This window comes from Streptomyces albidochromogenes, from assembly GCF_005981925.1.
In the GTDB taxonomy this organism is placed as follows: domain Bacteria; phylum Actinomycetota; class Actinomycetes; order Streptomycetales; family Streptomycetaceae; genus Streptomyces; species Streptomyces albidochromogenes.
Genome location: NZ_VBVX01000015.1, coordinates 17591 through 42812, shown reverse-complemented (window position 1 = coordinate 42812; position 25222 = coordinate 17591). Strand labels below are relative to the sequence as shown.

Here is a 25222-nt window from a genome sequence, read left to right as displayed (position 1 = left end):
CCCCTCGACGACTCGGCCGGGCGCCCGGAGGCGCGCCTTCGGCCTGGCCCGATAGCGGTGGGTGACCGTTCGGCATGCGCGGACGCGCCCGCGCTGCTTCGCTGGTTGCGCCCGCTCTGTCCCGTCACCCGAGGAGTGATCATGAGCGCTGCAGGTGAGTCCGGCGGCCGTGCCCAGGAGTTGCGCCAGATGGCGAGGGAGATGGACCAGGCCGCGGAACGCGCCGCCGACCCGGAACAGCGCAAGCGGCTGGAGGACAAGGCGCGCCGCCTCAGGGAACAGAGCGAGCAGGCAAGCAGCATGGGCGGCGGGGACATCTACCCCCCGCAGTAGCCCGTGCCCGCGACACCGGCCGGTGGCTGCCCCCGCGCCCCAGGCGCGCGCGAGGCCACCGGCCGGTCATCCGCCCGACCGCGAACGGTCCGGACCCGCGAACCCGGCCGTCCCACCGGCGCACCGTGGGCCGGCGATCGGGCCGGTTCGCCGGTACGGCGGCGGTGCGCGGCGACGAAACCGCGCGGCCGCGTGATGCTGATGCCGTGAACATCCAGGACCCGGCACACCCCGGCCCGGCGACCCCTGTGCCCGCCCGCGCGCCCACGGTGGGCGTCGAGGAGGAGTACTTCCTCGTCCACCCCGCCACCCGGCGGATGGAGCCGGCGGCGGCCGAGGTCGTCGCACGGGCCGGCACGGTCCTGGGCGACCTCGTCTCCGGCGAGTTCACCCAGTACCAGATCGAGGGCAAGACGCCCGTCTGCGCCACGTCCGGCGAACTGCGCGCGGAACTGACCCGGGTGCGGGCCGCGACCGTGGCGGCCGCACGCGACGAGGGGCTGCGCCTGTGCGCCTCCGGCACACCGCCCGTCGGAGGCGGCGTACCGGACGACATCGGCGACCACCCCCGCTACCGGGCGGGCGCGGACCAGTACCGCGCCCTCCTCGACGACTTCGCGATCAGCGCGTTCCACGCCCATGTGCACCTGCCGGACCGGGACGTGGCCGTCCTGGTCACCAACCACCTCAGGCCGTGGCTGCCGCTTCTCGTCGCGATGAGCGCCAACTCGCCCTTCCACCAGGGGCGCGACACCGGTTACGCGAGCTGGCGAGCCGTCATGCGCAGCGGCTTCCCCTGCCTCGGACCGCCCCCGTACGCCGCGTCGCCCGCGGAGCACCGGCGGATCGCCGAGGAGATGGCGGCCTCCGAGGCCATGCTCGGGGCGGACATGCCGTTCTGGGACGTCCGGCTCAACCCCCGGCTGCCGACGCTGGAGATCCGCACCATGGACGTCCTGCCGGACATCGACGACACGGTTGCGCTCACCGCCCTCATCAGGGCGCTCGTGGTGACGGCGGAGGCGAAGGTGCTGCGCGACGGCGACCCGGGCCCCCGGACGGGCGGTGAGCTGCTGCGCGCCGCGTACTGGCGCGCGGCGCGGGACGGCTGGTCCGGCGCGGGCGTCGACGCGCTGAGCGGCCGGATCCTGCCCGCCCCGGTGCAGGCGGAGCGGCTCGTCGCGTACGTACGCCCCGCCCTGGAGGAGTACGGCGACCTGGACGAGGTGGCGGCGTTCCTGCGGCGCCTGACGGAACGCGGCTGCGGCGCCCGGCTCCAGCGTGCCGCCGCCGCCATGGGGGCGGGACCCGGTGCGGCCGTGGACGAGCTGATCGCGGCCACCGCCGGCGGACAGTGGGCGCTGCCCCGGTGAGGGGGCGCCGCGCCCCGGGAGGCGCCCGCCTCAGCGGGCGGTGAGGGTCGTCACCAGGACGTCGCGGCAGGCGAGACGGCCGGGGTCGAGCGGCCGGATCGGCGAGACCTGGTGCAGGGTGCGGCGGTCGTCGCCGAGGAGCAGCGTGCCCGGCCGGTCCAGCGTCGTCGCCAGGACCCGCTTCCCGTCCGGGTCGAAGACCGCGCTCTCGCCGCCGTCGGCGTTGCGCCGGTCGACCAGGAGCGAGGAGACGAGGGTGACACCGTCCCGGTGCAGCCCCTCGGGGGTGGGCTCGCCCCGACCGTCGGCCGCGGCCACGACCCGGAACGGATGAACCTTCACGTTCCACCGCGCCGCCCGTTCGAGGCCGCCCGCGAGCTCGCCGAGAAGCCGGACCACGGCCACTAGCACCGGATCGGCCGCGAAGGCGTCGGTCAGCGGGTCGAAGTGGCGGTCCACCTGGACGTACAGCGGGTTGGTGTCCTGCGGCTGCACGAACGGCACATGCGGCAGCGGGGTCAGCTCCCCGGTCTCCGCCGCGAGCGAGAACTGCCCGAAGCGCCGCAGCCGGCAGGTGCCGCTCTCGGCGGCGTACCGGTCCGGCGACAGGTTCTCCCAGTGCGCGCGGAAGCGGTCCCAGGCCCCGCTGTCCGTGCCGGTGCACGCCGTCAGGGCGTCAGGCGGCATCAGGTGTACGCCGGTCGAGGTCAGGGCCCGGCGGGCGGCCTCGACGGAGGCGGCGCGGACCGGGTCGGGGGCGGCACCGGTCGTGGTGCCGTAACCGAGGTCTTCCATTGACGACGTCCGTCCACTCGGGCGCTGTGGCGCCCTGGCGGCGCCCCGGCCTCCCATCGTCGGGTGCCCGGCGACGGGCCGCATCCCGGCCGCCACCCGTCCGGCCGGGGGCGGCTCACGCCGGGCGGGCGCGGTGTGCGACGATCCGGCCATGGATCTCGCCCCCCTCGAACTGGCCGTCAACCGCCTGCGGGAAGCCGAAGCCGCCCTGGACGCCGCCCGCGCCGACGTGGAGACGGAAGCCGTCGGCGCCGTCCGCGAGGGCGCGGCGGTCGAGGACGTCTGCGCGGCGTCCGGGCTCACCCCGCACGACCTGCTGCGCCTGGAGAAGACGACGGGCCGGCTGCCCCACTGAGCCTCGGCGGCCCGCGTCAGCGCTCGGGCACGCACAGGACGGGGACCCGCTGCACGAGGTTGTTGCCGAAGCCGCCCCGGTTCCACGGCTGTTCCCCGGGCTGGGTGCGGCCCGTCGCGTCCGTGGCGCGGACGCTCAGCACATGGCGGCCCGGCCCGGCGGCCCAGGACGTCCGCCACCGCCGCCAGGCCCAGACGTTTCCGTCCGGCGGGGCGAGTTCGGCCTCGCCCCACGAGCGGCCGTCGTCCGTGCTCACCTCGACCCGCGCGACCTCGCCGTACCCGGACCAGGCCCGGCCCTCCAGCGGCACCGGGCCGGGCCGTACGACGCGGATCCGTGACATGAAGTCCGGGAAGCCCGGCGGGACCATCAGCGCCCTCGGCTCGATACGCGTGACCGGCTCGCCGGGATCGTCGGCCTCCTGCCGGTAGCGGTACGCCACGGACTGCTGGAAGCCGGTGAACGGGGTGTCGGTGAGGGTGATGTCGCGCAGCCACTTCACGTGCGCCATGCCGTACCAGCCGGGCACGACGAGACGCAGCGGACGGCCGTGCTGCGGCGGCAGGGGGCGGCCGTTCATGCCGTACGCCACCAGGACCGGCGGATCGCCGCCCATGGCCACCGCCAGCGGCAGACTCCGCCGGTAGTCCTGCTCGACTCCGCGCTCGACGCCGTGATCGGCCCCGCCGAAGACCGCCTCGACGGCGTCCGCGCCGACTCCCGCCTCGTCGAGCAGCAGGCGCAACGGCACCCCGGTCCACTCGGCCGTTCCGACCGCCTCCACGAGCCAGGGCTGGCTCACCGGCCGGGGTGTGAGCCGTGCCCGGCCGTTGCCCGCGCACTCCATGGTCACGCGCAGGGTGACGGCCGGGAGGGACCGCAGGGTCCGCAGATCGAGCGTCAGCGGCTCGCGGACCCGGCCGCCCACCGTGAGCAGCCAGTCCTCGGACGCGGTCACGGGGATGTCGTAGTGGACGAGTACGTAGTGCAGTCCGGGCGGGGTGACGTCGTAGCGCAGCGCCTCCAGCGGCAGGCCGTGGTTGCGGGCCGCGAGCGCGAGTTCGTCGACGCCGATGCCCTCGTCCGGTCCGGCGACGCGCCCCGGCGGGCTGATGTCCTCCAGCCGTGCACCGGGCCCGCCGGACGTCGCGCCCCTGCGTCCGTCCATGCCCCCATGGTGCGCTTCTCCCGGATCCCGGGCACCTCGCGACGGAATTGCGCGGGTTCCCGGCCGGCGGGATGCTGGACACATCAGCCCTCCGGTGTGCTGTCCGCCGCCCGTGTGGCCGAACGGGGGGCGCCCGGGGCGTCGGCGTACCACCGCACACCTGCGGCCCCGGCACGGGGCGGGGTCGCCGGGGGAAGCAGCGGTCCCGCGTCTCGGCAAGGAGATGGTCATGGACGGCAGAACTCTGGAAGCGATGCGGACCGCGCTGCGCGGCCCGGTCATCGGCCCGCAGGACCCGGAGTACGACGAGAGCCGCACGATCTACAACGCCATGATCGACCGGCGCCCGGCCGCCGTCGCGCGGTGCGCGGACGCCGCCGATGTCATGGCGGCGGTCGACTTCCTGCGCGACAGCGGGTGCGAAGTCGCCGTCAGGGGCGGCGGGCACAGCGGTCCCGGCCTGGCCCTGGCGGAGGACGGCGTCACCGTCGACCTGTCTCCCATGCGCTGGGTGCACGTCGACCCGGCCGCGCGGACCGCGCGCGTCGGCGGCGGCAGCCAGCTCGGCGACCTCGACCACGCCGCCCACGGCTTCGGCCTCGCCACCCCCGCCGGCATCATGTCCACCACGGGCGTCGGCGGCCTCACCCTCGGCGGCGGGCACGGCCATCTCACCCGCAAGTACGGGCTGACGGCCGACAACCTGCTGGCGGCGGACGTCGTGCTCGCCGACGGCGGCTTCGTCACCGCGAGCGAGACCGAGCACCCGGACCTCTTCTGGGCGTTGCGCGGCGGCGGCGGCAACTTCGGCATCGTCACCTCGTTCAGCTTCCGGCTGCACCCGGTGAGCACCGTGGGCGCCGGCATCACCGTATGGCCGGTCGACACCACCCGCGAGGTGCTGCGCTGGTACCGCGAGTTCCTGCCGCAGGCGCCCGAGGACCTGAACGGCTTCTTCGCGTCGCTCACCGTGCCGCCCGGCCCGCCGTTCCCGGAAGAGATCCACGGGCAGAAGATGTGCGGCGTCGTGTGGTGCTGGACAGGGGACCTGGACCGCCTCGACGACGCCCTCGCCGTCGTCGGCGAACCCGGCCCGCCGGCCTTCCACTTCGCGGCGCCGATGCCCTACCCGGCGCTGCAGAGCATGTTCGACGAGCTGATCCCCGCCGGACTCCAGTGGTACTGGCGCGGGCACTTCTTCGACCGGATCACGGACGACGCCGTCGACGTGCACGCCAAGTACGCCCAGAACCTCCCCACCCCCCTGTCGACCATGCACCTCTACCCGGTGGACGGGGCCGCGAGCCGCGTCGGCCCGGACGCCACCGCGTGGGCGTACCGGGACGCCGTGTGGTCCGGCATCATCGGCGGCATCGACCCGGATCCCGCCAACGCCGAGATGCTGAAGCAGTGGTGCGTGGACTACTGGCAGGAACTGCATCCGCAGTCCATGGGCGGCGGTTACGTCAACTTCATGGGCGCCGGCGAGCGGCAGGACCGGGTCAGGGCGGCGTACCGCGACCACTACGACAAGCTGGCGGACGTCAAGCGGACGTACGACCCGCACAACTTCTTCCACGTCAACCAGAACATCGAGCCGGCCGAGCAGTACTGACCCGCGGTCACCCGGGGCTCGCGGCCGTGCGGCGGCCGGGGCGCGGGACGGCAGCGGTCGGCGGAAGGGGCCGGACGTGCAGCGACCAGCCGTCGTCGAGGCGCCGTCGGTGCTCGGGCTGCGGCCCTCCGGCGTACAGGACCTGCCGGCCGCTCTCCTCGGCGCCGGGCTGCCGGCCCGGCTGGGGGCGGTGTGGGCGGGCCGGGTCGAGGCGCCGGCGTACGACCCCGTGCGGGACCCCGGGACCGGTGTCCTCAACCCGGCCGGCATCGCGCGGTACTCGGCGCTCCTGGCCGACCGGGTCGGCGGTGTCCTCGGCCGCGGCCTCTTCCCCGTGGTCCTCGGCGGCGACTGCAGCATCCTGCTGGGCAACCTCCTGGCCCTGCGCCGCCGCGGCCGCTACGGGCTGTTGTTCCTCGACGGTCACACCGACTTCTACCAGCCGGCGGCGGAGCCGACGGGCGAGGTGGCGTCGATGGAACTCGCCCTGGCCACGGGGCGGGGCCCGCTGCCGCTGGCCGACCTGGAGGGCCTGGGCCCGCTCGTACGGGACGAGGACGTCGTCGCCCTCGGCTTCCGCGACGGCGCCGAGTCCGCCGAAGCGGGGATGCAGCCCCTGCCACCGCTGCTGCACGCGGTCGGCCTCGACGCCGTGCGCGCGGACGGCGCGGCGACGGCCGCGCGCCGGGCGGTCGGGCGGCTCGGCTCCGGCGCGAGCGCCGGGTACTGGGTGCACCTCGACGTGGACGTCCTCGACGACGCCCTCATGCCGGCCGTCGACTACCGCCTTCCCGGCGGTTTGACCTGGGCGGAGCTGGAGACCGTCCTGCGGACGGCGCTCGCAGGCGAACGGGCCCGGGGGTTCGACGTCACCATCTTCAACCCCCGCCTCGATCCCGACGGGACGCTCGCACTCCGCCTGACCGAGTGCCTGGCCCGAGGGCTCTCGGCGCGTACCGGCCAGGAGAGTTGACGCCTGACGCGCCCTGGCTTCCCGGGCCGGTGCTCACCGCCGGAAGCGGAGCGGTCGGGGCCGGCGGGCGCCCCCGGACCGGCCCACGACCCGGCGGGCCACGGCGTGCGCCCCGGCCGTGGCCACGGCGGCGAACGCCAGGCTCCGCGCGGCGTCGCCGGGGCGCGCGGGGAGCAGGACGCCGGCCCCGCGCAGCCGCCTGCGGGCCCACAGCGTGTAGGGGACGACGGTGAGCGCGGACGTGACCGACCCCGGCGTGTACCGGCCGGCGGCGGCGGCCTGGGCGAGGTGGACGAGCCCGTGCAGCCCGAAACCGTCGACGGCATGCTGGTAGAAGGCGGAGCGCCCGCCCGTGCGGTGCCCCTGGACGGCGGCGGCGGCGACCACCAGGGCCATCGCGCCGACGGCGGCCGCGAACTCCCGCCCGTCGATGGACTCCAGCCGCCGCCACACCGGCTCCGGCACCTGGGGGAAGCGCTCGCGCAGCTCCGGTACGTGTGTACGGGCCCACCGGGGCACCGTGGCCACTTCCTCCGCGTCGTGCACCGCCCAGGCCACCAGCAGGCCGAAGGTGACTCCGGCTCCGACGCCGCCACGCGCCCGGCCGCCCCCGCGTTCGCTCATGCGCACCTCGCTCATGAACGAGCAGTCTGCCAGGGCCTGTTACACCCGACGGGAGAGGGGCCGCCACCGCGCGCGGGCGCCCGCCGCCGGCCCCGAGGGGTGAGCGGGCGCCGCCCGCGGCCCGTAGAGGACGGTCGCGAGCACGGCGCCCAGGAGCCCGCCGAGGAGCTGGGCGGTGACGAAACCCGGGAGCGACGCGGGCGCGATGCCGGTGAGGGAGTCGGTGAGGGCCCGGCCGGCCGTCGCCGCCGGGTTCGCGAAGGAGCCCGACGAAGTGAACCAGATCGCCGCGGCGATGTACGAGGCGACGGCGACCGGCATCAGCCGCGCGCGGCCGATGCGCTCCAGTCCGTGGACCACGAGCACGAGCCCCGCCGTGGCGACCGCCTCGCCGAGCAGCAGATGCCCGTCGGACCGTACCCGCGTGGACCAGACACCGGGCGGCCGGCCGAACATCGCCTCGGCCAGCAGGCCCCCGGCGACCGCCCCCGCGAGCTGCGCCGTGATGTAGAGGGCGGCCTCCCGGCCGCTGAAGCGCGCCGCCGCGCGCCGCTGGGACCACCAGGCGAAGAGCGTGATCACCGGATTCAGGTGGGCCCCCGAGACAGGGCCGAGCAGCAGGATGAGCAGGCCGAGTCCGATCGCCGAGGCCAGGGTGTTGGCCAGCAGCTGCACCCCGGTGTCCTGGCTCAGGCCGGCGGCCTGGATGCCGGAGCCGACGACGACGCACACCAGGGCGGCGGTGCCCAGCAGTTCGGCGGCCGCTCGGCGCGGCAGTGCCCTGTCGATGCCCATGCTGGTCCTCCCCCGCACCGGACGCTGATAATGGAAAGTCTATTCCGTATCTTGGAAGCGGTGGGGAGAGGTGTCCACGGGTCGGACACCCGGGGAGCGCTGCGGGCCGGGGCAGGGGAGCGGGCACGGGGGCGGCCTGAGTCCCGTCGTACGGACCACCTACACTCGTCCTCCGTTCCGGCTGACGCCGGAATCCGCACGTTCCCGACTTGAAGGGCCCTCTCCGACGTGAGTTCCGCGAACCGTGCCGAGGCACCGATCTATGCAGGCCTCGTGGAGGAGCGGGGCGACGTACCTGCCGAGGTGCGCCAGATCGCAGAGGAGACTCTGCGGGAGGTCGAGCAGGCCATGGACTTCAGCGCCGTACGGGCGGCGGGCGCGCGCTGGTAGGCGCCCGGCCCGCACACCCCCGCCGGCCGTCGGGCGCGCCCCCTCAGGCCGCCAGGCGCCGCAGGAGGGCGGGCAGCGCCGTCCCGATCGGCTCGCGCACGACCTCGTCGGCCAGCGCGTCGTAGGGCGTCGGCTCGGCGTTGACGACGACCAGGCGTGCGCCGTGCTCCGCCGCGATCCCCGCGAGTGAGGCGGCCGGCTGCACCTTGAGGCTGGTGCCCACCGCCACGAACACGTCGCTCGCCTTGGAGATCGCCAGCGCCGCGGCCACCACCTCGGGGTCGAGCCGCTGTCCGAACATCACCGTGGCCGACTTGAGGATGCCGCCGCACGCACGGCACGGCGGGTCCTCCTCGCCCGCCCCCACCCGCGCCAGCGCCTCCTCCATCGGAGCGCGGGCACGGCAGCCGGTGCACACCGTCGAGCGCGCCGTCCCGTGCAGTTCGAGCACCTTGCGGGCGGGCAGCCCGGCCCTCTGGTGCAGCCCGTCGACGTTCTGGGTGAGGACCCGCACCGGCACCCCGGACCGCTCCAGCTCCGCGATCGCCCGGTGGGCTTCGTTCGGCCGGGCCCGCCGCGCGGGGCTCTCCAGCCGCATGCGCCAGGCGCGGCGCCGGATGTCCGGGTCGGCCATGTAGAAGTCGTACGTGACGAGCTTCTCGGCCTCCGGATCGCGCCGCCACAGGCCGTTCGGCCCCCGGTAGTCGGGGATGCCGGAGTCGGTGGAGATCCCCGCTCCGCTGAGGACGGCGACCAGCGGACGCCGTGCGGTGCCGTTGTCGCTCATACCGGCGAGCGTAGGCGGCGGCCGGTGCCCCGTCGACGGGATTACCCCGCGCCGGACCGCGCGCCGCCGGACCGGACGCCGGGCGGAACCGCGGGCGCCGCCCGGGGCGTCCCCCGGTCCGACGCACAAGATCGACACACGGGATTCCTACCTTCACCGGGGGCGGCGGCATGACGGACACGGCCACGCGGTACCTCTACCTCGCCCGTCACGGCGAGGCGTCGGCGGACGAGACCGACCTGACCGAGCGCGGACGCCGTCAAGCGGTTCTGCTCGGGGAGCGACTGCGCGGGACGCCGCTGTCCGTCGTCCACCACGGCCCGCTGCCCCGCGCCGCCCGGACCGCGACGCTGATCGCCGGCCAGCTCGACGGCGTACCACTGCGCGAGTCGGAGCCGGCCGGCGACTACCTGCCCCACCTGCCGCGCCGCGAGGAGCTTCCCCCGGACTCGGCCGACGCCCTGCTGGCCTTCCTCGCCCGGTTCCCGGCCGAGGAGCGCGAGCGCGGTCCCGCACTCGCCGAGGAGGCTCTCGCGCGCTTCACCGGGCCGGCCGAGGGCGGTGTGCCCCGGCACGAACTGCTCGTCACCCACAACTTCCTCGTCGGCTGGCTGGTCCGGGCCGCCCTCGACGCACCCGAGTGGCGCTGGATGGGCCTCAACCACGGCAACGCCGCGCTGACGGTGATCCGGTACGCGCCCGGCAGACCGTCCGCGGTGCTCTGCCACAACGACACCCGCCACCTCCCGCCGGAACTGCGCTGGACCGGTTTCCCGCCGGAACTGCGCGTCTGAAACCGAGGGGGCCGGCGGGCGACCCGGCGGCCCCGGAACCGGTAGTGCGGGAGTATGGACGCATGGACTCAGGGGCGCGGCGCAACGGCTTCTCCTCGAGGAGGCGACATGGGCAGGTCTGATCGTTACGAACTGGTCTTCGTACGTCCGGGCGAACCGGCGGCCGTACCGGACGCGGCGGACGTCGTGCAGGTGCACCGCACGGACCGCAGCGGGCCCGGCGGCCACCCGGTGTACGCGGACGACACCGGCATCGTCCTGGCCGAGATAAGCGACCGCGAGGAGGTACGGATGCTCGCCAGCGGCGGTCACCAGAACCCGGCGGTCGCCGTCCAGGTGCGCCCGGCCTAGCGGGACCTGCCGCCGGTTGCCGCGTGCGCGGCCCGCGCTTTTGATGGAGGCGGGGCCCCGGCGGACACCTCGCCCGGACGGCCCGACGCCCCGACGACGAGGCGGGACCGGCACCGGAGAGGAACGGATCGTGGAGCTCGTACTGCGCACCGGAAGGCCGGAGGACGCCGCCGAGTGCGGCCGGATCTGTTACGCCGCCTTCTCCGGCATCGCCCTGGAACACGGTTTCGCCTCCGACGTTCCGGGGGCGGAGGTCGCCGCCGGCATGTTCGCCACGCTCCTGGACCACCCCGGCTTCTACTGCGTCGTCGCCGAGCTCGACGGCCGGCTCGTCGGCAGCAACTTCCTGGACGAGCGGTCGCCCGTCGTCGGCGTCGGACCGATCACCGTGGACCCCGTCGTGCAGAACGGCGGTGTGGGGCGGCGGCTCATGGACGACGTCATGCGCCGGGCGGCCGAGCGGCGGGCGCCCGGCGTCCGCCTGCTGCAGAGCGGGTACCACTCGCGGTCGTTCGCCCTCTACGCCGGCCTCGGGTTCGAGTTCCGCGAGACGGTGGCCTGCGTGCAGGGACCGCCGATCGGCGGGACGGTGGACGGGTACGAGGTGCGGCCCGCGACCGACGCCGACCTCGCCGCCTGCAACGCGGTGTGCCGCAGGGTGCACGGCACCGACCGCGCCGGCGAACTGGCCGACGCGCTGAGGGCGGGCACCGCCCGGGTGAGCGAGCACGGCGGGCGGATCACGGGTTACGCCACCGACCTCTCCTTCTTCGCGCACGCGGTGGGCGAGAGCACCGAGGACATCAGGGCGCTCATCGCGGGCGCGCCGGCCTTCGGCGGGCCGGGCATCCTCGTCCCGGCGTCCAACAGCCTGCTGCTGCGGTGGTGTCTGCGCAACGGGCTCAAGGTGCAGCAGCTGATGAGCCTGATGACCACGGGGCTCTACAGCGAACCCGCCGGGGCGTACCTGCCGTCCGTCCTGTACTGACGCCGCCCGCCCGCACTCCCCGTCCGGCCGCCCGCCCGATTTCCCTGTGGTGTGACGAGATGTTGTTGGGGGCGTTCGGGTGGTTGCCGGCCCGGCGTGCAACTGGACCTCGCCCTCAGGACTCCTGTGAGTCAGTGACGACCCGACCCCTGGAGGCCCTGATGACCGGCACACCGATTCCCGCGTTCTCCCCGAGGACGCCCCGATGGGCGCTCGACCCGTACCGCTTCCACGGCGTGGACGACGACCTCGCCCCGCGGAGCGCGGCGCCGGTCGACGACGACTACGCGCTGCTCGCCCCGCGGCCCGAGCGGCGGCCGTCCTTCGCCCTGGCGGCCACGGACCGGCGCCGGCTGGACCTGCACGCGGCCCTGACCACGACCGGTGTGGCGCCCCTCCCCGGCGATCTGGAGGCCATCGACGTCCTCAGCCGGCTCGACGACTCCACGGTCCGGTCCGTCCTGCGCTGGATCACCAGTCCCTGACCCCGTGCCCGGATTCGGGAACACGGCGCAGGCCCGCCGTGTTCTGCTGAGAAAGGCGGCACGCCGTCCTCCCGGCGGGCCGCCCGGCCTCTCACCGATCCGGACATGACCATGATCAGTCCCCGTGTCGTCTCCCTCGCCCCCGCGGGCGCGCTCGTCGTCGCGCTGGTGGGCTGCGCGGGCGCCGGTGCCGCCGGACCGGACGCGAAGCCGGCGGCCGCTCCCGTCTCGGTGGCCGCCTCGGACACCGCCCCGGCGGGCCCCGTGTCCGCCTCACCGTCCGCCGAGCCGGCGGTGCGCGAGAGCGGTACGCGGCAGCAGACCGCGCTGCTGGCCATCCCGTCGATCGGCGTGACGGACCTGCGCGTCGTGCCCTACGAAGGGACGACGGACGACTGGGCCGGCACCCGGATCCAAGACCGCGGTGTGGCTGCCAGCCCGTACGGCGACGAGGGCGGTGTCGGTCCCGGCGAGGTGGGCAACTACCTCGTCACGGCGCACCGCCTCTCCGCCGGCGGCCCCCTGCGGGCGCTTCCGTCCGTCGACAAGGGCGACTCCGTCTTCGTCACCGCGGGCGGCAAGGTGTACGAGTACGAGATCACCGAGACCCGCCGGACGTCGTTCCGCTCGGAGCGGTCGCTGGCCGAACAGCGGGCCGCCGTTCCGGGATCGCCGGGGGAGAAGCCCACCAAGGCGATGATCACGCTCTCCACCTGCGCGACACCCGAGGACGACGCGGCCGGGAACTTCTGGCGCGACGCCAAGGGCAACCCCGAGCACCGCATCGACAAGGTCGGCGTGCTGGTCTCGACCCGGGCCGCGCCGAGCGAGTAGCGCCCCGCCGCCCCTACGCGGTCGCGGTCGAACACCGGCGCACGCGATGTGGCTTGCGGGTGACGGGCGCCGTGCGGCCGTGTCCGCGCGGGCGGTCCGGCCGTTGCTCAAGTCATGATCAAAACTAAGCGTGTCCTCGCCGTCGCGGCCCTCGCCGCCGGCGTCTCAGCCCTCGCGGCGCCGACCGCGAGTGCCGCCGACTCCTCCGGCTACCTGCTGTCCGTTCCCGACGAGCTCGACAAGCTCGGTTCGAGCGCCGTCCCGGTCGACCGCCGAAGTGAGGTGCCCACCGTGACCAATCAGCTCAAGGGGCTCGGCCAGCTGCACAAGCTCGGCGAGCTCCAGCAGGTCACCGGCCTGGCGGCGCCCCTCACCGGTCTGGTTCCCGAGATGGGCTAGCGCCTTCCCCGACGGCAGGCACCGCGCACCGGACGCCGGGGGCCCGCTCCCCGGCGTCCGGTGCGTCCGCGGGCCCGGTGTCCGCAGTCCGCGTCCACGCCCGTGCGGGTGGGCGACGGCGCCCGCGCACGTCATGCTCCGTCCGGGCCCGGCTCCGCCGCCGTGTGCGAGGACTCCAGTTCCGCCCAGACCGTGTGCCCGTGACCGGACCGCTCGTTGCCCCACGCGCGGGCGAGTGTGTCGACGATGAACAGGCCACGCCCGCCGCCCAGCAGGGCCCCCGAAGGGTGACGCCAGCGGGCGCGTATCCGCTCGATGTCCACGCCCGTCCCCCCGTCGTGCACTTCGAGCCGGACCCCACGGCGCCCGCTCTCCCCGCCCTTGAGCCACATGCGGACCCGCCACGGCGGCCGCCCGTGGCGGACGGCGTTCGACAGCAGCTCGCTCACGATGAGCGTGGCGTCGTCGCCGAGGTCCTCCAGGCGCCACCACGTCAGATGCCGGCGGACCGCCTCCCGCGCCCCGGCGGCGCAGCCGGGCGCGAGGGACACGACGGCTCTCGTACTCATCACTCGTCACCGCATTCCGGGCGCAGGTCTCTCCACAGGGTCGGGGGCCGTCAGTCCACGGTGACCACCACCGAGTGCCGTCCGCTCGCCCCGTCGGGAGCGGTGTGCGTCCGCTTCCCGGTCTGGACGGTTCCCGTACGGTCGGTGGCGCGCACCGTGAGGGTGTGGCCGCCGGGCGTGGCCTTCCAGGGGAACGACCACTGCCGCCAGGTGTCGACGGTGTCCTGGTCGGCGAGGTCCGCCGGCCGCCACGGCCCGTCGTCGACGCGGACCTCGACGCGTTCGATGCCCCGGTGCTGGGCCCACGCGACGCCGGCGACCATGACGGTGCCGGCCTTGGGCCGGGCGAAGGGCTTGGGCGTGTCGATACGGGACTGCGTCTTGACCGGGGCCCTGCGCGCCCACTTCCGCTTCACCCAGTACGGGTCGTAGTCGGCGAACGTCGTCAGCTCGATGTCCTCGATCCACTTGCACGCGGAGACATAGCCGTACAGCCCCGGGACGAGCATGCGGACGGGGAATCCGTGCACGAAGGTGAGCGGTTCGCCGTTCATGCCGACGGCGAGCATCGCGTCGCGGCCGTCCATCACGTCCTCGACCGGTGTGCCGAGCGTCATGCCGTCCACCGAGCGGGCCACCAGCTGGTCGGCGGGGCCGCCGCGTGACGGCGGCCGCACACCGGCCTCCCTCAGGAGCTCCGCCAGCGGTACGCCGATCCAGCGCGCGTTGCCCACGTACGGGCCGCCGACCTCGTTGGATACGCACGTCAGCGTGATGTCCCGCTCGATCAGCTCCCGGCCCAGCAGGTCCTGGAAGGTGACGGTCAGCGGTCGCCTCACGCCCTTGCCGTGGATGCGCATGCGCCACGCGCCGGCGTCGACCCTGGGCACCACCAGGGCGGTGTCGACCCGGTAGAACGTCTCGCTCGGCGTGGTGAAGGCACTGATGCCCGGGACGCGCAACCGGGCGCCGGGCGGAATCGGGGCCGCGGGAGAGGCCGGCCGGGGCAGCCGCACCGCGGCGCGCGAGGCGACCGCGCTGCGGCCGCGCCGGCTGCCGAGGGTCCGGCCGAGAGCGCCCGTGCCGGTCGCGGCGACCCCCGCCGCCGTCGCCGCGATCAGGAACCCGCGCCGGTCCCAGCCGCTTTCCCGGCCCTCGGCGGCCCGGGGGCGCGGCCGGTCCAGCATGCCGATCAGCACGTACAGGACGATCGCCCCGGCCACCGCGCCGGCCAGCGACGGCAGCCCGTCCGCCGGGCCGGTCGCGTCCGGGCGGCTCACCGCCGCGGCGGCGCCCACCGCGCCGAAGACCAGCACACCGGCCGCACCGGCGCGCCGGTGGCGCAGGGCCAGTACGCCCAGGGCGAGCGCCAGGGCGGCGAGCGTCGCCACGATGCCCACTTGCAGGACGAGCTTGTCGTTCTCGCCGAAAGTGCGGATCGCCCAGTCCTTGACGGGCGCGGGGGTGCGGTCGACGGCCGCGCCGCCCACGGCGGTCACGGGCCCGGCCTCGGGCCGGACGGCGGCCGACACGAGTTCGGCCACCGCCAGCGCGGCGTAACCGGAGAGCAGGCCGGACAGGGCGGCGAGCCCGCCGCGGACCAGGGTCGTACGGGAGATCCTCACGTCCCCTATTCGCAGCCGGTCACCGGGCGGATTGGTCCGTCATCGGCCTTCCGCCCCGGGTCCGGCCCGCGAGGGCCGGACTAACGGAGCCGTGGCAGCTCCTCCGGCTCCTCGTCCTCTTCGTCCGGCAGCTTCACGTCGCTGACCGTGACGTTGACCTCGACGACTTCGAGCCCTGTCATCCACTCGACGGCCGAGATCACGCTCTCGCGCACGGAGCCCGCGACCTCCGTGATCGAGACGCCGTAGTCGACGACGATCTCCAGGTCGACCGCCGTCTGCTTCTCGCCCACTTCGACACTGACACCCCGCGAAACGGACTTCGCGGCGCCGGGCACGCGCTCGCGTGCCGCCCCGAAGGCCCGGGAGATCCCGCTGCCCATGGCGTGGACGCCCGACACGTCCCGGGCCGCCATTCCGACGATCTTCTCGACCACGCTGTCGGAGATGGTGGTTCGTCCGCGGCCGCCGGGGTCGCCGTGCTTCCCGCTGAGATTCTGTCCGGTCTCGGTCATGGCCGGTCGTTCCTTCCCAAGAAGAGGAGGTTGCCACCGTCCTTCCACGTTAGGCCCGTCCGGCCGACGATGCTCGGCGCGGCGAGGGACCCCCGGCGACGCGCTCAGACCGCGCGTACGGTGACACCCGCCGCGACCAGCGCCGCGGTCTCCTCCTCGGACGCGCCGTCGTCGGTGACGACGACGTGCAGCGCGGAGGCGGGCGCGACGAAAGCGAGGGCGGTACGGGACAGCTTGGCGGACTCCGCGACGGCGACGACGCGGCGGGCCGAGGCGATCGCGGCGCGTTTGACGGCGGCGTCTTCGAGGTCGTACGCCGTCAGGCCGTCGGCGGGGGTGAGCCCGCAGCAGCCGATCACAGCGGTGTCGAAGCGCACTGCGGCCAGCGAGGCCGCGGTCAGCGGGCCGGTCAGCGCCAGCTCGCCCGGGCGCGGCCGTCCGCCGGGCACGAGCAGCGTCAGGCCCGCTGCCGCGCTCAGCGTGTTCACGGCGTGAAGGGACAGCGGCATCACGGTCAGGCGGCGGTGTTCCAGGGCGCGGGCCACTTCCAGGCAGGTGGTGCCGCTGTCGACGACGACGGACTCGCCGTCGGCGATCAGGGCGGCGACCTCGGCGGCGAGCCGCCGCTTGGTTTCATGCCCCTCCTGCGCGCGCAGGGCGAACGGCGGCTCATCGCCCTGGAGCAGCAGGCTTCTCGCTCCGCCCCGGTAGCGCTCCAGAACGCCCTGTTCGGCCAGGACCTCCAGGTCGCGGCGGACGGTCATCTCCGAGGCGCCGGTGAGTGCTGCCAGTTCCGCGACGCCCATGCGGCCCGCCTCGCGTACGGCGTCGGTGATCTGCCGCCAGCGGTCTGTGCTTCCCATGCGCGCAAGTGAACACTAACGGCGTGCGAAGTGCAATCTTCCGAACATGAGAAGTGTTCGTTATGTTCGTAGGCATGGAAAGATCACTGCGGGCCGGCCGGTCGGCCACCTTCGCGTACTTCGCCCTGAACGGCTTCCTCATGGGGATGTGGATCGTCCACATCCCCTCCGTCGAGCACCGGGCCGGGACGAGCCATGCCGTGCTCGGCTGGCTCCTGCTGCTGCTCGGTGCGGGGGCCTTCGCGGGCATGCGGCTCGCCGGGCCGCTCACCGACCGGGCCGGCGCCCGTACCGTCGTGCCGATGGGCGCGGCGCTGTGCAGCGCGGCCCTGGTGCTGCCCGGCCTGGCCAACAGCACCTGGACGCTCGGCGCCGCGCTGCTGGCCCTCGGCTTCGGCAACGGCTGCCTCGACGTCGCGATGAACGCCCATGCCGTACAGGTGGAGCGCGGTTACGGACGGCCCGTCATGTCCGCCTTCCACGCCACGTTCTCCATCGGCGGCGTGCTCGCCGCACTCGTCGGCGCCCGCACGCTGAGCTGGGGCCTGAGCCCGGCCGCGACCCTCGGCGTGGTGGCGCTCCTCGGCCTCGTCGTCGCCGTGGCGGCCGCCCCGGCGCTGCTGCGGGCCGAGCCGCCGCGCACCACCGACGACCCCGCCGCCGCCGCGCGGACCGGTCACGGGGCGCCCCGGCGCATCTGGCTCCTGGCCGCGCTCGCGCTGATGCTCATGCTCTGCGAAGGGGTGGCCAACGACTGGAGCGTGCTCCACCTCGAAGACGTCCTGGACGCACCGGCCGCCACCGCCGCCCTCGCGTACGGCGCCTTCGCCACCGCCATGACCGTCGGGCGTCTGCTCGCCGACCGGGTGGCCGCGCGCACGGGTCCGGTCGCGATCGTCCGGTACGGCGCGTCCCTGGCCGCTCTCGGCCTCACCACGGCCGCGCTCTCCCCCTGGATCCCGCTGGCGCTGTTCGGCTGGACCCTGTTCGGAGCCGGTCTCTCGGGTTGCGTTCCGCAGCTCTTCAGCGCCGCCGGACACGCCGACCCGGACGCCGCCGGGGCCAACGTTTCCCGGGTCGCCGGCCTCGGCTACCTCGGCATGCTCGCCGGACCCGCCGTCATCGGACCCCTCACCCACCTCGTCCCGCTCAACCTCACGTTCTTCCTGCCCGTGGCCTTCTGCGTCGTCGCCGCCTGCACGGCCGGCGTCCTGAGGCCCCGTCACACCGCCCCCGCGGCGCGGGAGGCCGAAGCCGTGTGACCCCCGCGGACCGGCAGCGAGGGGCCGCCCCCCCCACGGAGGGGGGCGGCCACCGGCCTCCCGTACCCGAGCACGCCCCGCGTTTCGTCATGCCCCGGACCGACATCGCCTCCTCCACCGGTAGCACGCCGCCACGCCCGCGGGATGATCCCGGCGCCGCCAGGCAACGCACCGCCCGCTCCCGTCCTCTTCCGCCCTGAGAGCCGATCATCAGGAAGGGACGACGTATCTTGGGTACGAGCCATGCGAGACACGGGGCAGTGGCCCTGACCGTCATAGGTGCCGTACTGGCGCCCGTGTCACCGGCGTTCGCCGCCGATCCGCCGCGGGCCGACCTGCGGGCGGACGTGAACCGGGACGGGCGGGCGGACGTCACCGGAGCCACGGACACCGAGGGCGAGGACACCTGGTCCGCCCGCCGGGGAGCGGTGTTCCTCCCCAACATCGACGACGACACCCGGCGTTGTCCCGTCAAGGGACCCGACGGCCGGCGCCTGTCGGACGCCAAGCTCGCCGCCTGCAACGACGCGTCCGACACCAAGGTCAACGGCGCCGGTGACGCGGCCGACCTGGCCCGGGTGCGGTCCGTACCGATGACGCACCTGCCCGCCGCGGCGACCGGCACCCTGCAGGTCGTCACCGGCGGCAAGAAGGCGCGCGTCTTCGTCAAGCGCTCCTCCGGCTGGGCCGCGGTCACGGCCGGAACGCGCCTGACCGCCGCGGAACTGCGTGCCGGTGCGGAGTTCGGCGTCGAGGGCACCGACGTCATACGGAACAGCGCGGTCTGGGACGGCCGCGCCGTGGTCCGCCTGACGGTGACCTCCGGCGGGAGGAGCACCTCCGACGACGTCACCCTGCGCGTCGCACCGCTGCTCACCCACCACCACCTGCAGAAGGCACAGCAGTTGATGGTCAGCAAGGTGCCGGGCGGGGACGACTACGCCCGTCGGCAGCAGGCGTTCGTCAAGGGTCTCGCGACCGAGGTCAAGACGGCCGGGATCGACAAGCCGCTGGTCACCTTCGACAAGTACGGCGACATCTGGGCGCAGGACTTCGTCGAACCCGGCTACGTGAGCATGGCGGGGCCCGCCGGAAGCCGCCGGACCATGCGCGTGATGCTGCGGTCGGCGCAGGCCGACCGCGAGGCCGGGCGGGAACTGTTCGAGAAGCTGCGCGGCAACGGCGTGGGCGTCGTGCAGGTCTCCGGCGTCCGCGACTCGGAGGAGTGGACGCTCAACTCCATGGGCAACCTGGAGACCATCCCTCCGTACACCCACGGCGGCCGGTCCTTCCCGGCCGGACGCATCATCATGGGCGAGCGCAAGGACAACGGGTCGAAGCCCGCCAGGGCGATGCGGACGCTGCTGAAGTCCCAGGGCCTCCAGGACCCGCTGCTCCTCGACACCTCGTGGCTGCACGTCGGCCACGTGGACGAGTTCGTGCAGTTCCTCCCCGCCGGCACACCGCGCGGGTGGAAGATCGCCATCGCCGATCCGGAGGCGGGCCTGCGGCTGCTGCGCGAGGCGCGGGACGCGGGCCACGGCGGCACCCGGATGTTCTCGGTGCCGGGCGCCCCGGGCATGCCGGCGCCCAAGGAGACCATCGACCAGGCGCTCGCCTCGAAGTGGCTGGTGGCCGACAACACCATGGCCGCGCAGCGGATCGAGGCCAACCTGGAGGTCCTCAAGCGCGAGACGGGCGCGACCGACGCCGAGGTGGTACGGGTGCCCGCGCTCTACACGCGGGGTACGGAACAGGGCGAGAGTGGCGAGCGCGTGCCCCGGCTGTCGCGGATGGGCGCCGGCCAGGTGCCCGACGTGGTCCGCGAGTACGGACAGCACAAGGAGCTCGCCCGACACGCCGACCGCGCGGGGGCGCCGCCGGAAACTGTCATGACCAGCGCCTATGTCCCGGGCGCGGTGAACGGGATCGTCCTCGGCGGGAACCGCTACCTGGCCCCGCGGCAGTGGGGGCCGGTCATCGGCGGCAAGGACGTCTTCACCGCCGCCGTCGACGCCGCGTACGCCGGGGCCGGCATGAAGGTGTCGTACCTCGACGACTGGTACACGTACCACCTCGGGGCCGGCGAGGTGCACTGCGGCACCAACACCCTGCGCGACGCCTCCGCCGCGTGGTGGATGCGGTAGGCGGTCCGCGAAGAGCCCTGGCGCCCGCGTGGCGGCGTGCCGGCGTCCGCAGGTTTGACATGGTGACGGGTGGGGACAGGCTGAGTGAAGGATCGTTCTCAGCCAGATCGGAGGACACCATGATCGTCCTCGGAATCATTCTGCTCATCATCGGTTTCGTGGCCGGCATCTCCATCCTGTGGACCATTGGGATCATCTTGGTCGCCATTGGCGCCGTCCTCTGGATCCTGGGATCGATGGGGCGCGCGGTGGGTGGGCGCAAGCATTACTACTGAGGAGCGCCACTGGACGGGTGCGCCGGGCGCGTGACGCCCGGCGCACCCGTTCGGCCCCACGGCCGGGGGGAGTGGGGCGCTTGCGGGTACTCGACGGGACATGCCCCTGAAATCCGGTGCGCCGCACGAAGGCCGCCCACAGGACGGACACCGGCTGCACCGGCTGCACCGGCTGCGGAGTTCGGCCGTCGTACTGACCTGGGAACGCGGTCGCGCGATCGAGCTGATGCACCGCGCCATGGGCTTCGCGGCGCTCAGCTTCCTCACCCTGGTGCCGCTGCTCGTCGTCGTCGCCGCGGCCGACCTCGCGAGCGGCCAGGGCTTCGCCCGGTGGCTGGTGGCGGGGCTCGGGGTCTCCGAGGTGTCGCAGGCGGAGGTCGAGGAGCTGTTCGGCCGGCCGGGCCAGGCACTGCAGCGGACGACCGCGTTCGGTCTCGCCGCGCTCGCCACGTTCGGTGTGACCTTCGGTTCCGCGGTGCAGACCGGCTACGAGCGCGTGTGGGACCTGCCGACCGCGCGCTGGCACACGATGTGGCGGCACGTCGTGTGGCTCGCCATGCTGATCGCCGCCCTCCTGCTCTTCGTCAAGACGCCCACTCCCGCGGAGTCCCCGGCGCTCGTGACGGTGCTCGTCGCCGCCGGTGACGTCATCGGCCTGTTCTTCTTCTTCTGGTGGTCGCAGCGGGTGCTGCTCTGTGGCCGGATCCGCTGGCGGGCGCTGGCCCCCGGGGCCGCCCTGACGGCGGTCGGCCTGCTCGGGCTGCGGATCTTCTCGCAGTTCGTCTTCTCGCCGCTGATCGCGTCGAACGCGGTGACGTACGGGCCGTTCGGCACCGTACTGGTGCTGCAGTCCTGGCTGGTGGGCGTGGGGTTCGTGGTGTACGGCGGCGCGCTGGTGGGGCGGCTCGTCCACGAGGGGCAGGTACGGCGCAGGCTGGATTCCGTCGCGGGGGAGCCGGGTTGACCGTACGCCCCCGGCGCCCCGGCCGCCGACGGGCCGCCGCCGGTGTCACGGGGTCAGCGCGTGCCGTGGCGGCGCAGGTTGTCCATGAGCAGGCCGGTCGCTTCGCCGACACCGGCGCCGCCCGTGGCGCCGGTGTCCGGCAGGAGCCCGTCCGCGTCCTTGAGCCGGGTCATGGCGTCCTCCACGGCCCGGTGCGCGGCGAACAGGCAGGGCGTGCTGTAGACCGCCACATCGACGCCGAGGGCGGCGAGTTCGGTCAGCGACAGCCGAGGTGACTTGCCGCCGGCGATCTGGTTGAACAGCAGCGGCTTGGTTCCGGCGGCCTCCCGGATCCGCCGGATCGCCCCGACGTCGCGCACCCCGTCGACGAGCACCACGTCCGCGTCGGTCGCCGCCAGGGCCTTCGCGCGGATCATGATGTCCTCGTCGTCGGTGGCGTCGGTCCGGGCGACGACCAGCAGGTCGGTGCGGCTCGCGAGCACCCGGTCGAGCTTCGCCAGGTAGTCCTCCAGCGGCAGGACCTGTTTCCCGTCGGCGTGGCCGCAGCGGCGCGGCCGCCGCTGGTCCTCCAGGACCACTCCCGAGATGCCCGACCGCTCCAGGCGCCGCACCACGTGGCAGGCCAGCTCCGTGTCCACGTAGCCGTCGTCGATGTCCACGAGCAGGTGGTGGCGGGGAAACGCGCCGCGCAGGCGCTCCGCGAAGGCCACCATGTCCGGCCAGGCGATGAACCCGATGTCGGGAAGCCCGTAGTACGAGGCGGCGAAGCCGAACCCGGACACGAACAGACCGTCGTAGTGCTTGGCGGCGAGCGACGCGGAGTACATGTCGTACACACCGATGAGCGGGGTGGTCCCGGCCGAGGCGATCTCGTCGCGCAGGGCGTTGCCGTACAGCATGGGGTGGGCTCCTGACTGGGGGCGGAGGCTGATCAACGCGGGCTGATCAACGCGGGCCGCCCCCGCCGGTTGCGCGGGATCACCCCAAAGGTTCCGTCCGCCGGCCGGCCGCCGAGCGCTCAGCGCTTGAGCAGGTCGCAGACGAAGTCCTCCTGCACGTCGCGCACCCGCTCCAGGAGTTCCGGCTTGTTGTCCTTGTTCACCTGGGTCGTGAGGGAGAAGGTCAGCGAACGCCTGCCGTCCGCCGTGGCGGCCGCGAGCTGCGTGTAGCCGGGGAAGTTGCCCGTGTGCCCGTACACGACACCGCAGCGGGTGGTGTAGCGGAAGATGGCCAGCCCGGCGGCGTTGCGGCCCGGTCCCGCCGGTTCCGAACCGCCGGTGACCCACTTCAGCTGCTGCCGGCGGGTCTCCTTGGAGATCAGGCGGCCGCCGGCGTACGCGCGGATGAACGACGTCAGGTCCTTCGGCGTGGAGACGATCCCACCGGACGCCCACACACCCGACGCGCCCAGTACGGTGCTGACGTCCTCCGGGGGCTCCTGCGGAGTGACCTCATAGCCGTGCAGATAGGGCTGCGGCAGCCGGAAGCCCTGGGGGAGGCTGGTGTCGCGCAGATTCAGCGGACGGTAGACGGTCGTCCGCAGCAGCTCCTCGTACGGCCGGCCCGTCACCGCCTCCGCCATGAGGGCCACCGCGATGTTGTCGGAGTTCGAGTAGTGGTACCGCGAGCCGGGACGGAAGGCGAGCGGTTCGCCCGCGACGAAGTCCAGCAGGCGGCGCGAGTCGAACCGGCGGCGCGGGTCCTCGGACAGCAGACGCGCGAACCGCGGATCGGCGGTGTAGTCCGGCAGCCCGCTGGTGTGCTGGAGCAGCTGGCGCAGCGTCACCCGGCGCCACGCGGCGGGCAGCGAGGGCAGCCGCTTGCCGATGGTGTCGTCGAGCCCGAGCTTCTTCTTGTCGACGAGCTGGAGCGCGACGGCCCCGCTGAACGCCTTGGCCGTACTGGCGATCCGCATGTGGTCGGTGGGCTGCGGCGCCCGGTCGGTCCCCAGCTCGGCGACCCCCGCGCGCACGACCCGCACGTCGTCGCCGCGCCGCAGCACGGCGATGGCTCCGGGCGGCCCGCCCTCCGCGCGCACCAGCCCCCACAGCCGCTGCCGCAGTTCCCGCTCGCCGGGGCTCGGCTCCTTCGCCTGTGCGGGCGCCGACACCAGCCCGGCGACACACGCGCCGGCCACGAGCGCGACGGTGGACAGCCGGAGCCGGCGGGAGCGGGACGGTGCGGGACGTGTGGGCAGCATGGCGGGTACCTCCTGGTGACGTGGACCTGGGGCCCGTCGGTGCCGGGCGCCCATGACTCAGCATCAGGTCACCGCCCGAAGTTCGCCCGCGCGGTCGTCCATCCGGTACGCGTCCGGGCGGCCGCCAGGGGCCCGGTCGCCTCAGGCCGGGGCCCGAAGCGCCTCGGCGGCCGTGGCGGCGACCGCCTCCGCCAGGGCCGACAGCGCGGGCGAGTCCAGCTTCCACTGCTGCCAGAACAGCGGTACGTCCACGGGCCGGCCGGGCGCGAGCAGGGTGAAGACACCGGCCCGCAGCAGCGGTTCGGCCTGCGGTTCCGGCACCAGGCCCCACCCGAGCCCGGCGGCCACCGCGTCGCAGAACCCCTCCGAGGTGGGCACGTAGTGGCGCACCGGGCCCGCGCCCGTCCCGTCGTTCGTCAGCGACCGTACGAAGGCGTCCTGGTGGTCGTCCCTGCGGTCGAAGATGATCACTGGGGCGGCCCGCAGGTCCTCCGCCAGGCTCCCGGTCAGGTGGCGGGCGGCGAAGGCGGCGGTGGCCACCGGCAGGTAGCGGGCCAGGCCCAGGCGGCGTACCGTGCAGCCGGCGACCGGATCGGGCGACGAGGTGACGGCGGCCATCACCTGGCCCTCGCGCAGCAGCGCCGTGGTGTGGGCCTCGTCCTCGCGGCGCAGCTCGAAGCAGACCGGCGGGTCCTGCGGCACTCTGGTCAGCGCCGGCAGGAACCAGGTGGCGAGCGAGTCCGCGTTGACGGCGACGGGCAGCCGGGCCGGCCCCCGCCCGTCGGCGATGCCCAGCTCGGCCCGGGCGTCGAGTTCCAGCCGGGCGAGCTGGCGCGCGAAGCGCACCACCACCTGCCCGGACTCGGTGGGGCGCACCGGCTTCGTACGGGTCAGCAGCACCCGGCCGGTGCGCTGCTCCAGCGCCTTGATGCGCTGGCTGACGGCCGACGGCGTCACGTGCAGGGCGGCCGCCGCGGCGTCGAAGGTGCCCTCGTCCACCGCCGCGAGCAGGGTCCGTACCTGGTCCAAGGGTAGCTCGTCCATCACGAGCGCTAAGGGTACGTTAGAACCTTTAGCTGTACTGAAGGCTCGGTGATCCATAACGTCAGTGGCATGAACCACGGAATCACCACGGCGGCCCTCGTCGGCTTCGGCACCGGACTCTCCCTCATCGTCGCCATCGGCGCGCAGAACGCGTTCGTCCTGCGCCAGGGGGTCCGGCGGCACGCCGTCCTCGCGGTGGTAGCCATCTGCGCCGTGTCGGACGCCGTCCTCATCGCGCTCGGCGTCTCGGGCGTGGGAGCCGTGGTCACCGCGTGGCCCGCCGCCCTGACCGTGGTCGGTCTGGCCGGCGGCGGATTCCTCATCTGCTATGGCGTCCTCGCCGCCCGGCGCGTCCTGCGGCCCGAGCCCGGCGCGGCCCTCAGCGCGCAGGGCGCCACCGCCGGGTCCGCCCGCAAGGCGGTGCTGACCTGCCTCGCCATGACCTGGCTCAACCCGCACGTCTACCTGGACACCGTCCTGCTGATCGGCTCCGTCGCAGCCGACCACGGCTCCCAGCGCTGGGCCTTCGGAGCCGGCGCCGTACTCGCCAGCCTGACCTGGTTCACCACCCTCGGGTACGGCGCCCGCCTGCTCAGCGGTCTGCTGGCCCGCCCGGCCGCCTGGCGGGTCCTCGACGGCCTGGTCGCCGCCACCATGGTCACCATGGGCGGGATGCTGCTGGCCGGGATCTAGCGCCCC

At 74.2% G+C, this 25222-nt stretch carries 29 protein-coding genes; 17 read left to right on the top strand and 12 right to left on the bottom strand.

Annotated elements, in window-relative coordinates:
* The first annotated feature begins 141 nt into the window (after window positions 1-141).
* The gene (locus E2E34_RS03960) at window positions 142-333 is read left to right on the top strand and encodes a DUF6381 family protein (RefSeq protein ID WP_138900488.1); all 192 of its coding nucleotides are present in this window, start codon (window positions 142-144) and stop codon (window positions 331-333) included.
* A 206-nt stretch (window positions 334-539) separates the two neighbouring features.
* Window positions 540-1706: a carboxylate-amine ligase gene (locus E2E34_RS03950; protein ID WP_244315500.1), complete on the top strand. Its 1167-nt coding sequence runs from the start codon at window positions 540-542 to the stop codon at window positions 1704-1706.
* A gap of 30 nt (window positions 1707-1736) precedes the next feature.
* On the opposite strand, the gene E2E34_RS03945 is transcribed toward E2E34_RS03950, so the two are convergent.
* Window positions 1737-2501, bottom strand: coding sequence for a 2OG-Fe dioxygenase family protein (locus E2E34_RS03945; protein ID WP_138900486.1), 765 nt, complete (start codon window positions 2499-2501; stop codon window positions 1737-1739).
* A 151-nt stretch (window positions 2502-2652) separates the two neighbouring features.
* Between E2E34_RS03945 and E2E34_RS03940 the strand changes: the two genes are divergently transcribed.
* Complete coding sequence (locus tag E2E34_RS03940; protein ID WP_138900485.1) at window positions 2653-2856, top strand: hypothetical protein; 204 nt, start codon at window positions 2653-2655, stop codon at window positions 2854-2856.
* A gap of 16 nt (window positions 2857-2872) precedes the next feature.
* On the opposite strand, the gene E2E34_RS03935 is transcribed toward E2E34_RS03940, so the two are convergent.
* Window positions 2873-4024 (bottom strand): sulfite oxidase, encoded by a 1152-nt coding sequence (locus E2E34_RS03935; protein ID WP_138900484.1) that lies wholly within the window; start codon window positions 4022-4024, stop codon window positions 2873-2875.
* A 229-nt stretch (window positions 4025-4253) separates the two neighbouring features.
* On the opposite strand from E2E34_RS03935, the gene E2E34_RS03930 reads away from it, so the two are divergent.
* Window positions 4254-5639 carry an FAD-binding oxidoreductase gene (locus E2E34_RS03930; RefSeq protein WP_138900483.1) on the top strand — a complete coding sequence of 462 codons (1386 nt, stop codon included), beginning with the start codon at window positions 4254-4256 and terminating at the stop codon, window positions 5637-5639.
* 76 nt (window positions 5640-5715) lie between these two features.
* A complete protein-coding gene (locus tag E2E34_RS03925; RefSeq protein WP_138900482.1) occupies window positions 5716-6612 on the top strand; it encodes an arginase family protein in 897 nt (298 codons plus the stop codon).
* A gap of 33 nt (window positions 6613-6645) precedes the next feature.
* Here the strand turns inward: E2E34_RS03925 and E2E34_RS03920 are convergent, their stop codons facing one another.
* Window positions 6646-7251, bottom strand: a complete 606-nt coding sequence (locus E2E34_RS03920) for an HXXEE domain-containing protein (RefSeq protein ID WP_425573306.1) — start codon at window positions 7249-7251, stop codon at window positions 6646-6648.
* Between the two features lie 24 nt (window positions 7252-7275).
* A complete protein-coding gene (locus E2E34_RS03915) occupies window positions 7276-8031 on the bottom strand; it encodes an aquaporin (RefSeq protein ID WP_138900481.1) in 756 nt (251 codons plus the stop codon).
* Between the two features lie 228 nt (window positions 8032-8259).
* On the opposite strand from E2E34_RS03915, the gene E2E34_RS35255 reads away from it, so the two are divergent.
* On the top strand, window positions 8260-8421 hold the full coding sequence (locus E2E34_RS35255) for a hypothetical protein (RefSeq protein ID WP_167518199.1): 162 nt from the start codon (window positions 8260-8262) through the stop codon (window positions 8419-8421).
* A gap of 43 nt (window positions 8422-8464) precedes the next feature.
* On the opposite strand, the gene E2E34_RS03910 is transcribed toward E2E34_RS35255, so the two are convergent.
* The gene (locus tag E2E34_RS03910; RefSeq protein WP_138900480.1) at window positions 8465-9208 is read right to left on the bottom strand and encodes an SIR2 family NAD-dependent protein deacylase; all 744 of its coding nucleotides are present in this window, start codon (window positions 9206-9208) and stop codon (window positions 8465-8467) included.
* A gap of 170 nt (window positions 9209-9378) precedes the next feature.
* Between E2E34_RS03910 and E2E34_RS03905 the strand changes: the two genes are divergently transcribed.
* The 6 genes from E2E34_RS03905 (at window position 9379) to E2E34_RS03880 (ending at window position 13059) form a co-directional block, all read left to right on the top strand.
* On the top strand, window positions 9379-10002 hold the full coding sequence (locus E2E34_RS03905) for a histidine phosphatase family protein (protein WP_138900479.1): 624 nt from the start codon (window positions 9379-9381) through the stop codon (window positions 10000-10002).
* A gap of 108 nt (window positions 10003-10110) precedes the next feature.
* Window positions 10111-10353, top strand: a complete 243-nt coding sequence (locus tag E2E34_RS03900; protein WP_138900478.1) for a DUF6296 family protein — start codon at window positions 10111-10113, stop codon at window positions 10351-10353.
* A 130-nt stretch (window positions 10354-10483) separates the two neighbouring features.
* The gene (locus tag E2E34_RS03895; RefSeq protein WP_208765136.1) at window positions 10484-11341 is read left to right on the top strand and encodes a GNAT family N-acetyltransferase; all 858 of its coding nucleotides are present in this window, start codon (window positions 10484-10486) and stop codon (window positions 11339-11341) included.
* 134 nt (window positions 11342-11475) lie between these two features.
* A complete protein-coding gene (locus E2E34_RS03890) occupies window positions 11476-11826 on the top strand; it encodes a hypothetical protein (RefSeq protein WP_244315499.1) in 351 nt (116 codons plus the stop codon).
* A gap of 111 nt (window positions 11827-11937) precedes the next feature.
* A complete protein-coding gene (locus E2E34_RS03885) occupies window positions 11938-12660 on the top strand; it encodes a class E sortase (RefSeq protein ID WP_208765138.1) in 723 nt (240 codons plus the stop codon).
* Window positions 12661-12774: 114 nt separating this feature from the next.
* Window positions 12775-13059 (top strand): hypothetical protein, encoded by a 285-nt coding sequence (locus E2E34_RS03880; RefSeq protein ID WP_138900476.1) that lies wholly within the window; start codon window positions 12775-12777, stop codon window positions 13057-13059.
* 131 nt (window positions 13060-13190) lie between these two features.
* On the opposite strand, the gene E2E34_RS03875 is transcribed toward E2E34_RS03880, so the two are convergent.
* From E2E34_RS03875 to E2E34_RS03860, 4 genes are all read right to left on the bottom strand, one after another.
* Entirely contained in the window at window positions 13191-13628 is a 438-nt protein-coding gene (locus E2E34_RS03875; protein WP_138900475.1) for an ATP-binding protein, read from the bottom strand.
* A gap of 50 nt (window positions 13629-13678) precedes the next feature.
* Complete coding sequence (locus E2E34_RS03870; RefSeq protein ID WP_138900474.1) at window positions 13679-15262, bottom strand: molybdopterin-dependent oxidoreductase; 1584 nt, start codon at window positions 15260-15262, stop codon at window positions 13679-13681.
* A gap of 71 nt (window positions 15263-15333) precedes the next feature.
* Window positions 15334-15768 carry an Asp23/Gls24 family envelope stress response protein gene (locus E2E34_RS03865; protein WP_138900473.1) on the bottom strand — a complete coding sequence of 145 codons (435 nt, stop codon included), beginning with the start codon at window positions 15766-15768 and terminating at the stop codon, window positions 15334-15336.
* Between the two features lie 104 nt (window positions 15769-15872).
* The gene (locus E2E34_RS03860) at window positions 15873-16631 is read right to left on the bottom strand and encodes a DeoR/GlpR family DNA-binding transcription regulator (RefSeq protein ID WP_138900472.1); all 759 of its coding nucleotides are present in this window, start codon (window positions 16629-16631) and stop codon (window positions 15873-15875) included.
* A 74-nt stretch (window positions 16632-16705) separates the two neighbouring features.
* Here E2E34_RS03860 and E2E34_RS03855 point away from each other — a divergent pair, with 74 nt between their 5' ends.
* The 4 genes from E2E34_RS03855 (at window position 16706) to E2E34_RS03845 (ending at window position 21279) form a co-directional block, all read left to right on the top strand.
* Entirely contained in the window at window positions 16706-17893 is a 1188-nt protein-coding gene (locus tag E2E34_RS03855) for an MFS transporter (RefSeq protein WP_138900471.1), read from the top strand.
* 260 nt (window positions 17894-18153) lie between these two features.
* Window positions 18154-20040, top strand: coding sequence for a protein-arginine deiminase domain-containing protein (locus E2E34_RS03850; RefSeq protein WP_244315498.1), 1887 nt, complete (start codon window positions 18154-18156; stop codon window positions 20038-20040).
* 119 nt (window positions 20041-20159) lie between these two features.
* Window positions 20160-20315 carry a DUF6131 family protein gene (locus E2E34_RS35250; RefSeq protein ID WP_167518198.1) on the top strand — a complete coding sequence of 52 codons (156 nt, stop codon included), beginning with the start codon at window positions 20160-20162 and terminating at the stop codon, window positions 20313-20315.
* A 100-nt stretch (window positions 20316-20415) separates the two neighbouring features.
* A complete protein-coding gene (locus E2E34_RS03845) occupies window positions 20416-21279 on the top strand; it encodes a YhjD/YihY/BrkB family envelope integrity protein (RefSeq protein WP_138900469.1) in 864 nt (287 codons plus the stop codon).
* A 53-nt stretch (window positions 21280-21332) separates the two neighbouring features.
* Here the strand turns inward: E2E34_RS03845 and E2E34_RS03840 are convergent, their stop codons facing one another.
* From E2E34_RS03840 to E2E34_RS03830, 3 genes are all read right to left on the bottom strand, one after another.
* Window positions 21333-22178, bottom strand: coding sequence for an isocitrate lyase/PEP mutase family protein (locus E2E34_RS03840; protein WP_138900468.1), 846 nt, complete (start codon window positions 22176-22178; stop codon window positions 21333-21335).
* A gap of 119 nt (window positions 22179-22297) precedes the next feature.
* A complete protein-coding gene (locus E2E34_RS03835; RefSeq protein WP_138900467.1) occupies window positions 22298-23479 on the bottom strand; it encodes a serine hydrolase domain-containing protein in 1182 nt (393 codons plus the stop codon).
* 141 nt (window positions 23480-23620) lie between these two features.
* Window positions 23621-24523: a LysR family transcriptional regulator ArgP gene (locus tag E2E34_RS03830; protein WP_138900492.1), complete on the bottom strand. Its 903-nt coding sequence runs from the start codon at window positions 24521-24523 to the stop codon at window positions 23621-23623.
* A 69-nt stretch (window positions 24524-24592) separates the two neighbouring features.
* Here E2E34_RS03830 and E2E34_RS03825 point away from each other — a divergent pair, with 69 nt between their 5' ends.
* On the top strand, window positions 24593-25216 hold the full coding sequence (locus tag E2E34_RS03825; RefSeq protein WP_138900466.1) for a LysE/ArgO family amino acid transporter: 624 nt from the start codon (window positions 24593-24595) through the stop codon (window positions 25214-25216).
* The last annotated feature ends 6 nt before the right edge of the window (window positions 25217-25222 follow it).